The sequence below is a fragment of the Pseudomonas sichuanensis genome, from assembly GCF_024749065.1.
GTDB classification, from domain to species: domain Bacteria; phylum Pseudomonadota; class Gammaproteobacteria; order Pseudomonadales; family Pseudomonadaceae; genus Aquipseudomonas; species Aquipseudomonas sichuanensis.
This window is the reverse complement of the sequence record NZ_CP087185.1, coordinates 1,503,705-1,517,405: the sequence shown is the minus strand read 5'-3', so window position 1 is coordinate 1,517,405 and position 13,701 is coordinate 1,503,705. Positions and strand designations below refer to the sequence as shown.

Sequence of the window (13,701 nt, the reverse complement as noted above, 5' to 3'; positions counted from 1 at the left end):
TCTCCAATAGCGGCAATCGAAAGCGTGAATGATCGCTCACGGGCCGATGTAAGGCAAAATCATGGCCCAGCGGCTATGTTGCACAACACAGACATTGCCGTGGACAACAACATCTGGTGCGACAAAGGTATGAACGGCAGGCAACTTTGCCGTGCCGACCATGGTCCTAGCCTGCGTACAAACTGCACGACCTTGCGTTTTTCTGGGGGACTACATGCTTCGATCTTTGCGCCTCGCCGCGCTGCTTGGCGGCCTGCTCATGGCTGCGGCCGCTTCGGCGCGGGATATCGATGCCGCGAGCTACGGCTACCCATTGACCAACCCGTTCGAGGCGACCATCGCCACCACCCCGCCTGAGCAACGCCCGACGCTGCCCAGTGACGATGAAATCAACCAGGACGACTACAGCCTCACCCTGCGCCCGGAACGCGAGTTCACCCTGCCGGACAACTTCTGGTCAGTGAAGAAACTGCGCTACCGCCTGGCCAGGCAGGACCACGAGGCGCCGCTGATCTTCCTGATCGCCGGTACCGGCGCGCCCTACTTCAGCTCGATCAACGAATACCTGAAAAAACTGTTCTATCAGGCCGGCTACCACGTGGTGCAGCTGTCCTCGCCGACCAGCTACGACTTCATGAGCGCGGCCTCGCGCTTCGCCACGCCTGGCGTGAGCGCCGAGGATGCCAAGGACCTGTACCGGGTGATGCAGGCGGTGCGCGCTCAGCACCCGCGCCTGCCGGTCAGCGAGTACTACCTGACGGGCTACAGCCTGGGGGCGCTGGATGCAGCCTTCGTCAGCAAGCTGGACGAAACCCGGCGCAGCTTCAACTTCAAGCGCGTGCTGCTGCTCAACCCGCCGGTCAACCTGTACACCTCGATCAGCAACCTGGACAAACTGGTGCAGACCCGGGTCAAGGGCATCGACAAAAGCACCACGTTCTACGAACTGATGCTGGAAAAGCTCACCCGCTACTTCCAGGACAAGGGCTACATCGACCTCAACGAAGCCTTGCTGTACGACTTCCAGCAGTCGCGCCAGCACCTGTCCAACGAACAGATGGCCATGCTGATCGGCACCTCGTTCCGCTTCTCGGCAGCCGACATCGCCTTCACCTCCGACCTGATCAACCGCCGCGGCCTGATCATTCCGCCGAAGTACCCGATCACCGAAACCACCAGCCTCACGCCGTTCTTCAAGCGTGCCCTGCAGTGCGATTTCGACTGTTACCTGACCGAGCAGGTGATCCCCATGTGGCGCGCGCGCACCGACGGCAACAGCCTGCTGCAGCTGATCGACCAGGTCAGCCTGTACGCCCTCGCCGACTACCTGCACGACAGCCCGAAGATCGCCGTGATGCACAACGCCGACGACGTGATCCTCGGCCCCGGCGACATCGGTTTCCTGCGCCGGGTGTTCGGCGAGCGCCTGACCCTGTACCCCCATGGCGGCCACTGCGGCAACCTCAATTACCGCGTCAACAGCGACGCCATGCTGGAGTTCTTCCGTGGTTAACCGATTGCTGCTCGTCACAGCCATACTCGCCAGCAGCTGCGCCCTGGCCGAGGAAGTCGCGCCCCGGGCCAGCGTGGTCGAGGCCGACAAGGCCCCGGCCCTCACCGCAGAACCCGATGGGTTCCTCGATCCGCTGCGCGAACTCAAGTTCAACCCGGGCCTGGACCAGCGCGAGTTCGAGCGCTCGACCCTGGCGGCGTTGAACATCTATGACCCGCTGGAAGCGATGAACCGGCGCATCTATCACTTCAACTACCGCTTCGACCAGTGGGTGTTCCTGCCGGTGGTCGATGGCTACCGCTACATCACCCCAAGCTTCGTGCGCACCGGGGTGAACAACTTCTTCAACAACCTGGGCGATGTGCCGAACCTGTTCAACAGCGTGTTCCAGCTCAAGGCCAAGCGCTCGGCACAAATCACCGCGCGGCTGATGTTCAACACCATCCTCGGTGTCGGCGGGCTGTGGGACCCGGCGACCAGCATGGGGCTGCCGCGCCAGAGCGAGGACTTTGGCCAGACGCTTGGCTTCTATGGCGTCCCGGAAGGGCCGTACATCATGCTGCCGATCCTCGGGCCGTCAAACCTGCGCGACACCACCGGGCTGGTGGTGGATTACGTGGGCGAGCAGGCGGTCAATTACCTGGACGTGCCGGAGTCTGCCGAAGAGCACCCGGAAATCACGCTGATGCGGGCCATCGACAAGCGCAACAGCACCAACTTCAGCTATGGCCAGACCAACTCGCCGTTCGAGTATGAAAAGCTGCGGTACGTGTACACCCAGGCGCGCAAGTTGCAGATCGCCGAGTAAGCATCATCGCGGGGCAAGTCGCAGCGGCGCACCGCCGCTCCCACGTTCTGGACTCCTCACAAAAAGTTGGAAACCAATCCAACTCTTGGGGGCAGTACAGAGGGTGGGAGCAACTGTCTTATGTTGTCAGTGCTGGCCTCATCGCTGGCAAGCCAGCTCCCACAGGTACGATGCTGCCTCGAAGTTAGCGCGATCCATGTGGGAGCGGGCTTGCCCCGCGATACTTTGTCAGATCCCCAGGAACTGGCACAACTCGCGCTTCTTGGCCAAGGCATCCTTGCGCCCCAGTTCGATCAGCTCGCTGCAATAGCTCGCCTCGAACAGCAGGTAGCTGAGCACCCCCGCCCCGCTGGTTTTGGTCGCCCCCGGCCCGCGCAGGAACAGCCGCAGCGCCGCCGGCAAGTCGCGCCGGTGCCGCGCGGCAATCTCGTCCAGCGGCTGGCTTGGCGCCACCACCAGCACCTCGATCGGTGCCAGCCCCAGGCGCCGTGCATCGAGGTGCGCTGGCAACATATGGCTGAGGTGGTTGAGGCGTTGCAGCAACTCGATGTCGTCTTCGAGGCTGTCGATGAAGGTGCTGTTGAGCATGTGCCCGCCGATCTGCGCCAGGCTCGGCTGCTGGCCGCTGAACACCCGCTGGGTGGGCAACGGCGGCGCCGGGCGCTGTGGGTTGCCACTGACGCCCACCACCAGCACGCGGCTGGCCCCCAGGTGCAGGGCCGGGCTGATCGGCGCCGACTGACGTACCGCACCGTCGCCAAAAAACTCCTCGCCGAGCCGCACCGGGGCGAACAGCAGCGGGATGGCGGAGCTGGCCAACAGATGGTCGATGGTCAGCGGCGTAGGCATGCCGATGCGTCGGTGACGCAGCCAGGGCTCGATGGTGTCGCGGCCCTGATAGAAGGTCACCGCCTGGCCGGACTCATAACCGAAGGCGGTCACGGCGATGGCGCGCAACTGGTTGGCGGCCAGGGAATGGGCAATGCCGTCCAGGTCCAGGTGCTGGTGCAGCAGTTTGCGCAGCGGGCGGCTGTCGAGCAGTGCCACCGGCACCTGGCCGCCCAGGCCCAGCAGGCTGTGGCCGACGAAACGGCTGGCCTGGCGGATCACCCCGGGCCAGTCGCTGCGCAGTACCAGGTGGCTGCGAAAGTTTTGCCAGAAGGCGGTCAGGTGCTGCACCGATTCGGCGAAGCGGGTGGCGCCGCTGGCCAGCTTGACCGCGTTGATGGCGCCGGCGGAGGTGCCGACGATCACCGGGAACGGGTTGGCCGCGCCAGGCGGCAGCAGTTCGGCGATGCCGGCGAGCACGCCGACCTGGTAGGCGGCGCGGGCGCCGCCGCCGGAGAGGATCAGGCCGGTGGTGGGGGTCATGGTTCCTTCCTGGAGTCGCTATCGCGGGGCAAGCCCGCTCCCACGACAGGCCTGTGGGAGCGGGCTTGCCCCGCGATCTTTCTCATTTTTTCTTCTTGTCGTACAGCCGCGGCTCGCCCTCAGGCCGCGACTTGAACCGCCGGTGCGCCCATAGGTATTGCTCCGGGCACTCGCGCAGCACGCCTTCAACCCACTGGTTGATGCGCAGGCAATCAGCCTCTTCGGTCTCCCCCGGGAAGCCTTCGAGCGGCGGGTGCACCACCAGGTGGTAGCCGCTGCCATCTTCCAGGCGCTTCTGGGTGAAGGGGATCACCCGGGCCTTGCCCAGGCGGGCGAACTTGCTGGTGGCGGTAACGGTGGCGGCCGGGATGCCGAACAGCGGCACGAAGATGCTCTGCTTCATGCCGTAGTCCTGGTCGGGCGCATACCAGATCGCCCGGCCCTTGCGCAGCAGCTTGAGCATGCCGCGCACATCGTCGCGCTCCACCGCCAGCGAATCGAGGTTGTGGCGCTCGCGGCCACGGCGCTGGATGAAGTCGAACACCGGATTGCCGTGCTCGCGGTACATGCCGTCGATGGTGTGGACCTGGCCCAGCAGCGCAGCGCCGATCTCCAGGGTGGTGAAGTGCACGGCCATGAGGATCGCCCCCTCCCCTTCACGCTGGGCAGCCTGCAGGTGTTCGATGCCTTCGATGTGCGCCAGGCGGGCCAGGCGGGCCTGTGGCCACCACCAGCTCATGGCCATTTCGAAGAAGGCGATGCCGGTGGAGGCGAAATTTTCCTTGAGCAGGCGCTGCCGTTCGTCGCTGGAAAGCTCGGGGAAACACAATTCAAGGTTACGCGCGGCAATGCGGCGGCGTTCGCCGGCCGCCCGGTACATCAGCGCACCGAGAACGCGGCCGAGCCCGAGCAGGGCGCGGTAGGGCAACTGGGCGACCAGCCACAACAGGCCCAGGCCAAGCCACAGGGCCCAGAATCGCGGGTGGAGAAATTGGCGGCGAAAACGCGGGCGTTCCATTGAAGCTTCCGGCAAGACAAGGGCCGAGCATTCTACATCGGTTGCGGGCAATCGGTCTTATCGCTATAAGTCAGGGCACTTTTCTCGCAACAAGCCGTCTATGCAGACCATGAGCCCTAACCAGACACCCGACAACGCCCCCGTGTTCCAGCTCAAGGGCAGCATGCTTGCCATCACCGTGCTGGAACTGGCGCGCAACGACCTCGAATCCCTCGACCGCCAGCTGGCGGCGAAGGTGGCGCAGGCGCCGAACTTCTTCAGCAACACGCCGCTGGTGCTGGCGCTGGACAAGCTGCCCCCCGACGAGGGCGCCATCGACCTGCCTGGGCTGATGCGCGTCTGCCGCCATCATGGCCTGCGCACCCTGGCGATCCGCGCCAACCGCATCGAGGACATCGCCGCGGCGATCGCCATCGACCTGCCGGTGCTGCCGCCTTCCGGAGCCCGCGAGCGCCCGCTGGAGCCGGAGCCGGAGGTGAAAGCGCCGGAACCTGCACCGCCACCGCCACCGGCGCCAGCCGAACCCGAAGTGCGCCCGACGCGCATCATCACCACGACGGTGCGCGGCGGCCAGCAGATCTACGCCCAGGGCGGCGACCTGGTGGTCACCGGCTCCGTCAGCCCGGGCGCGGAACTTCTTGCCGATGGCAACATCCATGTGTACGGCGCCATGCGCGGCCGGGCCCTGGCGGGGATCAAGGGCAATACCAAGGCGCGCATCTTCTGCCAGCAGATGACCGCAGAAATGGTCTCCATCGCCGGCCAGTACAAAGTTTGCGAAGACCTGCGCCGCGACCCGCTGTGGGGCTCGGGCGTACAGGTCAGCCTGTCCGGTGACGTGTTGAACATCACCCGTCTTTAACGGATACTTGCCGGCATTTTTAGCGCAACTTTTTACCGTTGCCGTTTTTTTGTATTTGCAGGGACGCCTGTCCCGATTATTTAGGGGTGAAACACCTTGGCCAAGATTCTCGTGGTTACTTCCGGCAAGGGGGGTGTGGGCAAGACCACCACCAGCGCCGCTATCGGTACCGGCCTCGCACTGCGTGGGCACAAGACTGTCATCGTCGACTTCGACGTCGGCCTGCGTAACCTCGACCTGATCATGGGCTGCGAACGCCGCGTGGTGTACGACTTCGTCAACGTGGTCAACGGCGAAGCCAACCTGCAACAGGCCCTGATCAAGGACAAGCGCCTCGAGAACCTGTACGTGCTGGCCGCCAGCCAGACCCGCGACAAGGACGCGCTGACCAAGGAAGGCGTGGAAAAGGTGCTGATGGAGCTCAAGGAGCAGTTCGAGTTCGTCGTCTGCGACTCGCCGGCCGGTATCGAAAAAGGTGCGCACCTGGCGATGTACTTCGCCGACGAAGCCATCGTCGTGACCAACCCGGAAGTTTCCTCGGTACGTGACTCCGACCGCATGATCGGCCTGCTGTCGAGCAAGTCGCGCCGCGCGGAACAAGGTGACGACCCGATCAAGGAACACCTGCTGATCACCCGCTACCACCCAGAGCGTGTCGAGAAGGGCGAAATGCTGGGCGTCGAAGACGTCAAGGAAATCCTCTCGGTCGAACTGCTGGGTGTCATTCCCGAATCCCAGGCCGTGCTCAAGGCGTCCAACCAGGGCATCCCGGTCATCCTCGATGACCAGAGCGATGCCGGCCAGGCGTACAGTGACACCGTCGACCGCCTGCTGGGCAAGCCCAAGCCACTGCGGTTCATCGAAGTGCCGAAGCAAGGATTCTTCGCACGCCTGTTTGGAGGCAAGTAAACCATGAACCTTTTTGACTTCTTTCGTGGCAGACAGAAACAGAGCAGCGCGTCGGTAGCGAAAGAGCGTCTACAGATCATCGTGGCGCACGAGCGTGGCCAGCGCAGCACCCCGGACTACCTGCCTGCCCTGCAGAAGGAGCTGGTCGAGGTGATTCGCAAGTACGTCAACATCGGCAATGACGACGTGCAGATCGAACTGGAAAACCAGGGCAGCTGCTCGATTCTGGAACTGAACATCACCCTGCCTGATCGCTGAGTCTTCAGCAGCCCCAGGTATACCTTGTGGGAGCGGGCTTGCCCCGCGATGGCCATCTGACGCTATCGCGGGGCAAGCCCGCTCCCACAATGCTTTGCAGAGAACGCCCGAACATGCCGCTGTCGAACATCCAGATCCTTCACGAAGACGCCGCCATCCTGGTGATCAACAAGCCGACCCTGCTGCTGTCGGTGCCGGGCCGTGCCGATGACAACAAGGACTGCCTGATCACCCGCCTGCAGGAAAACGGCTACCCCGACGCGCTGATCGTCCACCGCCTGGACTGGGAGACCTCGGGGATCATCCTGCTGGCTCGTGACGCCGACAGCCACCGCGAACTGTCGCGCCAGTTCCACGACCGCGAGACGGAAAAGGCCTACACCGCGCTGTGCTGGGGCCAACCGCAACTGGACAGCGGCAGCATCGACCTGCCGCTGCGCTACGACCCGCCGACCAAGCCGCGCCACGTGGTCGACCATGAGCAAGGCAAGCACGCCCTGACCTTCTGGCGCATCGTCGAACGCTGCGGCGATCATTGCCGGGTCGAGCTGACACCGATCACCGGGCGCTCGCACCAGTTGCGCGTGCACATGCTGTCGATCGGCCATCCGCTGCTGGGGGACCGCCTGTACGCCAACCCGCAAGCGCTGGCCGCCCATGAACGGCTGTGCCTGCATGCCTCGATGCTGAGCTTTACCCACCCGGTATCCGGGCAGCGGTTGAAGTTCGAGTGCCCGGCGCCTTTTTAAGCTGCAAGCTTCAAGCTAGAAGCTGCAAGCTAAAGCCAAGGCAGGTCGCGTGCACGCTTGCGCTGCTGACCGCCTTTGCTTGAAGCTTGCAGCTTGCGGCTTGAAGCTCGAATTGGAGTGACTTATGCGCGATGCCCTGAACGCCGGCCTGATTGAATTCCTCAAGGCCTCCCCGACGCCCTTCCATGCCACCGCAAGCCTCGTGCAGCGCCTCGAAGCCGCCGGCTTCCAGCACCTGGACGAACGCGACAGCTGGGCCACGGTGCCTGGCGGGCGCTACTACCTGACCCGCAACGACTCCTCGATCATCGCCATCAAGCTCGGCAAGCACTCGCCATTGATGAGCGGCATCCGCATGGTCGGCGCCCATACCGACAGCCCGTGCCTGCGGGTCAAGCCGCAACCCGAACTGCAGCGCCAGGGCTTCTTGCAGCTGGGCGTCGAAGTCTATGGCGGCGCCCTGCTCGCCCCGTGGTTCGACCGCGACCTGTCGCTGGCCGGGCGAGTCACCTTCCGCCGTGACGGCAAGGTCGAAAGCCAACTGATCGACTTCAAGCTGCCGATCGCGGTGATCCCCAACCTGGCGATCCACCTCAACCGCACCGCCAACGAAGGCTGGACGATCAACCCGCAGACCGAACTGCCGCCGATCCTGGCCCAGGTGGCAGGCGACGAGCGCATCGACTTCCGCGCCCTGCTCACCGAGCAACTGGCCCGCGAGCACGACCTCAACGCCGACGTGGTGCTCGATTACGAGCTGAGCTTCTACGACACCCAGGACGCGGCACTGATCGGCCTGAACGGCGACTTCATCGCCGGCGCCCGCCTGGACAACCTGCTGTCGTGCTATGCCGGCCTGCAGGCGCTGCTGAGTGCCGACAGCGACGAAACCTGCCTGCTGGTGTGCAACGACCACGAAGAAGTCGGCTCCTGCTCGGCCTGCGGCGCCGACGGCCCGATGCTCGAACAGACCCTGCAGCGCCTGTTGCCCGAAGGTGACGCCTATGTGCGTACCGTGCAGCGCTCGCTGATGATCTCGGCCGACAACGCCCACGGCGTGCACCCCAACTACGCCGACAAGCACGACGGTAACCACGGGCCCAAGCTCAACGCAGGCCCGGTGATCAAGGTCAACAACAACCAGCGCTACGCCACCAACAGCGAAACCGCCGGGTTCTTCCGCCACCTGTGCATGGCCGAGGAAGTGCCGATGCAGAGCTTCGTGGTCCGCAGCGACATGGGCTGTGGCTCGACCATCGGCCCGATCACCGCCGGCAACCTGGGCGTGCGCACGGTCGACATAGGCTTGCCGACCTTTGCCATGCACTCGATCCGCGAGCTGTGCGGCAGCCATGACCTGGCGCACCTGGTGAAGGTGCTGACGGCCTTCTACCGCAGCCGCGAACTGCCCTGAGGCCGCGTCACATCCATCGCCGGCAAGCCGGCTCCCACAGGGTTGCGCTGTAGCTGTGGGAGCTGGCTTGCCAGCGATGAGGCCGGCATTGGCAACCCCCTGCCCCCGGTCAATCCACCTCGCTGGCAAAGCGCTATGCTTGATACATGGCCCATCAAGCACAAGGATTGCCGCACCATGTCCCCGTTCCTGTCGCTGTTCATCCCGGTATTCGGGTTTCTCATGCTGCTGACCATCGGCTTCAGCCTGCGCGAGCGCAATATCGGCGTGCTGATGATGTGGATCGGCACCTTGGGCATCTTCGGCCTGACCTGCTGGAAGATCCTGGAGAAACTGCCCACATAAACCTCTACACTCGGTCAATCGTTTGACCTGAGGTAGATTTCCCGGTGCCTGCCCTCCTGCGTTGCCTGTTCCTGCTGTTTCTACTGTTCGTCACCCCGGTGCAGGCCGCCGGCCTGCCGAGCCTGCTTGGCTCCAGCACGCCTGCCCAGCCCGAGGCCACGGAGCCGCTGGGCAAGTCGCTGGACGAGGTGATCAAGAACCTGGAGAACGACCAGCAGCGCGCCAAGCTGTTGGCCGACCTGAAAAAGCTGCGCGACGCCAGCAAACAATCGCAACCCACCGTCGAACAAGGCGTGCTCGGCCTGATCGGCGGCGCCCTGCATGACTTCGAAAAGCAGTTCAGCGGTGACGCCAGCCCGTTCAACCGCTGGGCGCAGGAAATCAGCCAGGCCCAGGATGAACTCACCGCACTGATGGTGCCGGTGCACCAATGGCCGGCCATTCTCTTCGGTTTCGCGGCGGTCATCGCCGTATGGAGCCTGCTGGCCTACGCCTTCAACTGGATCGGCCACCGGGTGCGGGTGCGCTTCGGCCTTACCGAGGAGCTGCCGCAGCACCCACGCACCTGGGACCTGGTACGGTTTGCCCTGCGCAAGCTCGGGCCGTGGCTGGTGGCGCTGGTGTTCACCGTCTACCTGAGCTTCGCCCTGCCACCGTCGTTGGGTAAATCCATGGCCATGGTGCTGGCGTATGCGCTGGTGGTCGGCACGCTGTTTTCGGCAATCTGCGTGATCGCCTTCTCGCTGCTCGACGGCCCGCACCGCCACCGCGCCCTGCACATCCTGCGCCACCAGGCGTTTCGCCCGCTGTGGCTGATCGGCAGTTTCGCCGCGTTCGGCGAGGCGATGAGCGACCCACGCCTGACTACCGCCCTGGGCAGCCATCTGGCCCATGGCCTGGCCACCCTGGCCAACGTCTTCGCCGCGCTGTGCACCGGGCTGTTCATCCTGCGCTTCCGACGCCCGATCGCCCACCTGATCCGCAACCAGCCGCTGAGCCGGCGCCTGACCCGACGCACCCTCAGCGACACCATCGAGATCCTCGGCAGTTTCTGGTTCATCCCGGCGCTGCTGCTGGTGGCGGTCTCGCTGTTCGCCACCTTCGTGTCCGCCGGCGACACCAGCACCGCCCTGCGGCAATCGCTGATGTGCACGGTGCTGGTGGTGGTGTGCATGGTGCTCAACGGCCTGGTGCGTCGCCACGCCGCCAACCCCAAGCGCGCCAACAAACGCCAGGCGGTGTACACCGAACGGTTGCGCAACTTCGGTTATGCCCTGGTGCACCTGTTCATCTGGCTGGCCTTCATCGAGTTGGGGTTGCGCGTGTGGGGCCTGTCGATGATCGACTTCGCCGAAGGCGACGGCCACGAGATCAGCTTGCGCCTGCTGGGCCTGGCAGGCACCCTGATCGTCGCCTGGCTGGTGTGGATCCTGGCCGACACCGCCGTGCACCACTCCCTGGTGCGCTCGCGCCGGGGCCAGGCCAACGCCCGCGCACAGACCATGATGCCGCTGATCCGCAACGTGATGTTCGTGGCGATCTTCATCATCGCGGTGATCGTCGCCCTGGCCAACATGGGCATGAACGTCACGCCGCTGCTGGCCGGTGCCGGGGTCATTGGCCTGGCCATCGGTTTCGGCGCCCAGTCGCTGGTCGCCGACCTGATCACCGGGCTGTTCATCATCATCGAGGACTCGCTGGCCATCGATGACTATGTGGATGTCGGCGGCCACCTCGGTACCGTGGAAGGCCTGACCATCCGCACCGTGCGCCTGCGCGACATCGACGGCATCGTGCATACCATCCCGTTCAGCGAGATCAAGAGCATCAAGAACTACTCGCGCGAGTTCGGCTACGCCATCTTCCGTGTGGCGATTCCCCACAACATGAACATCGACCAGGCCATCACATTGGTCCGCGAAGTCGGCCAGAAGCTGCGCAGCGACCCGTTGATGCGCCGCAACATCTGGTCACCGCTGGAGCTGCAGGGGGTGGAGAGTTTCGAGTCGGGTTCGGCGATCTTGCGGGCGCGGTTCAAGACTGCGCCGATCAAGCAGTGGGAGGTGTCGCGGGCGTTCAACCTGGCGCTGAAGCGCCAGTTGGACGAAGCCGGTCTGGACCTGGCGACGCCGCGGTTGTCGGTGCAGGTGGTGACGGCGGGGGGTGGTGGAATGACCGAAGGGAATGCCTCCAGCTAGAGGCCATCGCGGGGCAAGTCGCATCGGCGCACCGCCGCTCCCACGCTATGCATGACATGGCGTGGGAGCGGGCTTGCCCCGCGATGTTCACTTTATCCCGCCTCGGCACGGATGCGGATCGCATCATGCCGCCAATACTCCAGATCGCAATCGATCAGATGCCCGCGCTGGTCGCTGTTGACCCGGGTGATATGCAGCCCTGGGCTGCCCGCTGACACTTTCAGCGCACTGGCGGCCTCCACCGGCAAGGCGGTCGGCAGGATCTCGAAACACACCTGGCCGTACTGAATGCCGTATTCCCGGCCATAAATCTCAGTCAGCGACTGCGCCAGGTCCTGTTCGAGAATCCCAGGGAAGTAGCTCGGGTTGAGGTAATGCTCGGCATACAGCACCGCCCGCCCGTCGATCCGCCGTAAACGACAGATCCGCACCACGCTGGACAACGCCGGCAGGCGCAGGCGCGCGCAGATAGCCGCCGGGGCCGGCTGCAGCCGCGCCGACAACAGCTCGGTGCTGGGCAGCCGCCCCTGGTCCCGCACCATCGCATGGAAGTGGCTACGCTCGATCAGGTCGTAGGTCAGCCGCTCGGGTGCAACGAACCAGCCACGCCGCTCCTCGCGGTAGATCAGGCCCTGGGCCTCCAGCTGCACCAGTGCCTCGCGCAGGGTGATGCGCGTGGTGTCGAACACCTCGCTGAGCTTGCGTTCGGCCGGCAGCTTGCCGCCCGGCGCCAGCAGGCCGTGTTCGATCTGCTCCTGCAGGGCATGGCAGATGGCTGTTACCGCTCGCGGTGGCGTCGCTTGCATCAAAGGTTACCTATCTGGACTAGTCCAGCCCCAGAACAGGGCATATGGAGCGTAGTGCAAGCCTAGTCACGGCTGATGAACATCCTGTGACAAAGGCTTTTAGCGGGGCTTGCCAGAACCGGGCCAGCCCGCGTGAATCAAGGCTTTCGATCTGGTCTACGCTGTATTGCCAGGGCTTGCGGCGCACTACTCAGGCCCGCCCCTTACATCAAACTGTCACGCAACCGGCCTACCTTGGCTCAAGGTTTGCTGACCTAGACCAACGGTTGGCAGGCACCGCTTCATCACATAACAACGATTGCAAGGCACCCACCCAAGGAGCTTCGGATGAAAAAGTTGTTCATGGCGTCACTGCTCGGTTCGGCCATCGCGTTCTGCACCACGGCCATGGCCGAAGACCTCAAGGCCCTGGAAGATGCCGCCCGCAAGGAAGGCACGGTCAACAGCGTGGGCATGCCCGATGCCTGGGCCAACTGGAAAGGCACCTGGGAAGACCTGGCGAGCAAATACGGCCTCAAGCACAGCGACACCGACATGAGCTCGGCCCAGGAAGTGGCCAAGTTCGACGCCGAGAAGGACAACGCCAGCGCCGACATCGGCGACGTGGGTGCCGCCTTCGGCCCGATCGCAGTGACCAAGGGCGTGACCCAGCCCTACAAGCCAAGCACCTGGGAGCAGGTGCCAGCCTGGGCCAAGGACCAGGACGGCCACTGGGCGCTGGCCTATACCGGCACCATCGCCTTCATCATCAACAAGGACCTGGTCAAGGAAGGCGAGCGCCCCACCAGCTGGCACGACCTGGAAAAAGGCAAGTACAAGGTCGCCATTGGTGACGTCGGCACCGCCGCCCAGGCCGCCAACGGCGTGCTGGCCGCCGCCATCGCCTACAAGGGCGACGAGAAGAACATCGAGCCGGGCCTGCAGCTGTTCACCAAGCTGGCCCAGCAGAAGCGCCTGTCGCTGGCCAACCCGACGATCCAGACCATCGAGAAGGGCGAGATCGAAGTCGGCGTGGTGTGGGACTTCAACGGCCTGAGCTACCGCGAGCAGATCGACCCCAAGCGCTTCGAAGTGCTGATCCCGTCCGATGGCACGGTGATTTCCGGCTACACCACCATCATCAACAAGTACGCCAAGCACCCGAACGCGGCCAAGCTGACGCGTGAGTACATCTTCAGCGATGCCGGGCAGATCAACCTGGCCAAGGGCCACGCCCGGCCGATCCGTGCCGAGCACCTGAAGCTGCCGGCAGACGTACAGGCCAAGCTGCTGCCCAACGAGCAGTACAAGGCCGCCCAGCCGATCAAGGACGCCGCGGCCTGGGAAGCCACCTCCAAGGCCCTGCCGCAGAAGTGGCAGGAGCAGGTGATCATCGAGATGGAATAAGGCAGCTACAAGATTCAAGCTGCAAGCTGCAAGTAAAAGCAGGCTATCGACATGCCCGCGTCTT

At 64.3% G+C, this 13,701-nt stretch carries 13 protein-coding genes; 10 read left to right on the top strand and 3 right to left on the bottom strand.

What is annotated here, in order from left to right; all coding sequences use genetic code 11:
- Positions 1-214 precede the first annotated feature (214 nt).
- Both mlaY and LOY51_RS07035 read left to right on the top strand, forming a co-directional pair.
- The gene (mlaY, locus tag LOY51_RS07040) at positions 215-1,513 is read left to right on the top strand and encodes a lipid asymmetry maintenance lipase MlaY (RefSeq protein WP_125857773.1); all 1,299 of its coding nucleotides are present in this window, start codon (positions 215-217) and stop codon (positions 1,511-1,513) included.
- The gene (locus LOY51_RS07035; RefSeq protein WP_190306036.1) at positions 1,506-2,321 is read left to right on the top strand and encodes an MlaA family lipoprotein; all 816 of its coding nucleotides are present in this window, start codon (positions 1,506-1,508) and stop codon (positions 2,319-2,321) included. Before mlaY ends, LOY51_RS07035 begins: the two co-directional genes overlap by 8 nt.
- Positions 2,322-2,549: 228 nt before the next feature.
- On the opposite strand, the gene LOY51_RS07030 is transcribed toward LOY51_RS07035, so the two are convergent.
- Both LOY51_RS07030 and LOY51_RS07025 read right to left on the bottom strand, forming a co-directional pair.
- The gene (locus LOY51_RS07030) at positions 2,550-3,692 is read right to left on the bottom strand and encodes a patatin-like phospholipase family protein (RefSeq protein ID WP_125857771.1); all 1,143 of its coding nucleotides are present in this window, start codon (positions 3,690-3,692) and stop codon (positions 2,550-2,552) included.
- 82 nt (positions 3,693-3,774) lie between these two features.
- Positions 3,775-4,710 carry a lipid A biosynthesis lauroyl acyltransferase gene (locus tag LOY51_RS07025; RefSeq protein ID WP_258645400.1) on the bottom strand — a complete coding sequence of 312 codons (936 nt, stop codon included), beginning with the start codon at positions 4,708-4,710 and terminating at the stop codon, positions 3,775-3,777.
- Positions 4,711-4,810: 100 nt separating this feature from the next.
- Here LOY51_RS07025 and minC point away from each other — a divergent pair, with 100 nt between their 5' ends.
- From minC to LOY51_RS06990, 7 genes are all read left to right on the top strand, one after another.
- Positions 4,811-5,572, top strand: coding sequence for a septum site-determining protein MinC (gene minC / locus LOY51_RS07020; RefSeq protein ID WP_125463048.1), 762 nt, complete (start codon positions 4,811-4,813; stop codon positions 5,570-5,572).
- A 96-nt stretch (positions 5,573-5,668) separates the two neighbouring features.
- Positions 5,669-6,481, top strand: coding sequence for a septum site-determining protein MinD (gene minD / locus LOY51_RS07015; RefSeq protein ID WP_110996258.1), 813 nt, complete (start codon positions 5,669-5,671; stop codon positions 6,479-6,481).
- Between the two features lie 3 nt (positions 6,482-6,484).
- Positions 6,485-6,739 carry a cell division topological specificity factor MinE gene (minE, locus tag LOY51_RS07010; RefSeq protein WP_023631120.1) on the top strand — a complete coding sequence of 85 codons (255 nt, stop codon included), beginning with the start codon at positions 6,485-6,487 and terminating at the stop codon, positions 6,737-6,739.
- A 113-nt stretch (positions 6,740-6,852) separates the two neighbouring features.
- Positions 6,853-7,488, top strand: coding sequence for an RluA family pseudouridine synthase (locus LOY51_RS07005; protein ID WP_110996259.1), 636 nt, complete (start codon positions 6,853-6,855; stop codon positions 7,486-7,488).
- A gap of 124 nt (positions 7,489-7,612) precedes the next feature.
- The gene (locus LOY51_RS07000) at positions 7,613-8,902 is read left to right on the top strand and encodes a M18 family aminopeptidase (RefSeq protein ID WP_258645397.1); all 1,290 of its coding nucleotides are present in this window, start codon (positions 7,613-7,615) and stop codon (positions 8,900-8,902) included.
- Positions 8,903-9,079: 177 nt separating this feature from the next.
- Positions 9,080-9,247 carry a hypothetical protein gene (locus LOY51_RS06995; RefSeq protein ID WP_167409870.1) on the top strand — a complete coding sequence of 56 codons (168 nt, stop codon included), beginning with the start codon at positions 9,080-9,082 and terminating at the stop codon, positions 9,245-9,247.
- 44 nt (positions 9,248-9,291) lie between these two features.
- Entirely contained in the window at positions 9,292-11,445 is a 2,154-nt protein-coding gene (locus tag LOY51_RS06990; protein WP_125857768.1) for a mechanosensitive ion channel family protein, read from the top strand.
- Positions 11,446-11,537: 92 nt separating this feature from the next.
- Here the strand turns inward: LOY51_RS06990 and LOY51_RS06985 are convergent, their stop codons facing one another.
- Positions 11,538-12,251, bottom strand: a complete 714-nt coding sequence (locus tag LOY51_RS06985; protein WP_125857767.1) for a UTRA domain-containing protein — start codon at positions 12,249-12,251, stop codon at positions 11,538-11,540.
- 327 nt (positions 12,252-12,578) lie between these two features.
- Between LOY51_RS06985 and LOY51_RS06980 the strand changes: the two genes are divergently transcribed.
- A complete protein-coding gene (locus tag LOY51_RS06980) occupies positions 12,579-13,637 on the top strand; it encodes an ABC transporter substrate-binding protein (protein WP_258645393.1) in 1,059 nt (352 codons plus the stop codon).
- The last annotated feature ends 64 nt before the right edge of the window (positions 13,638-13,701 follow it).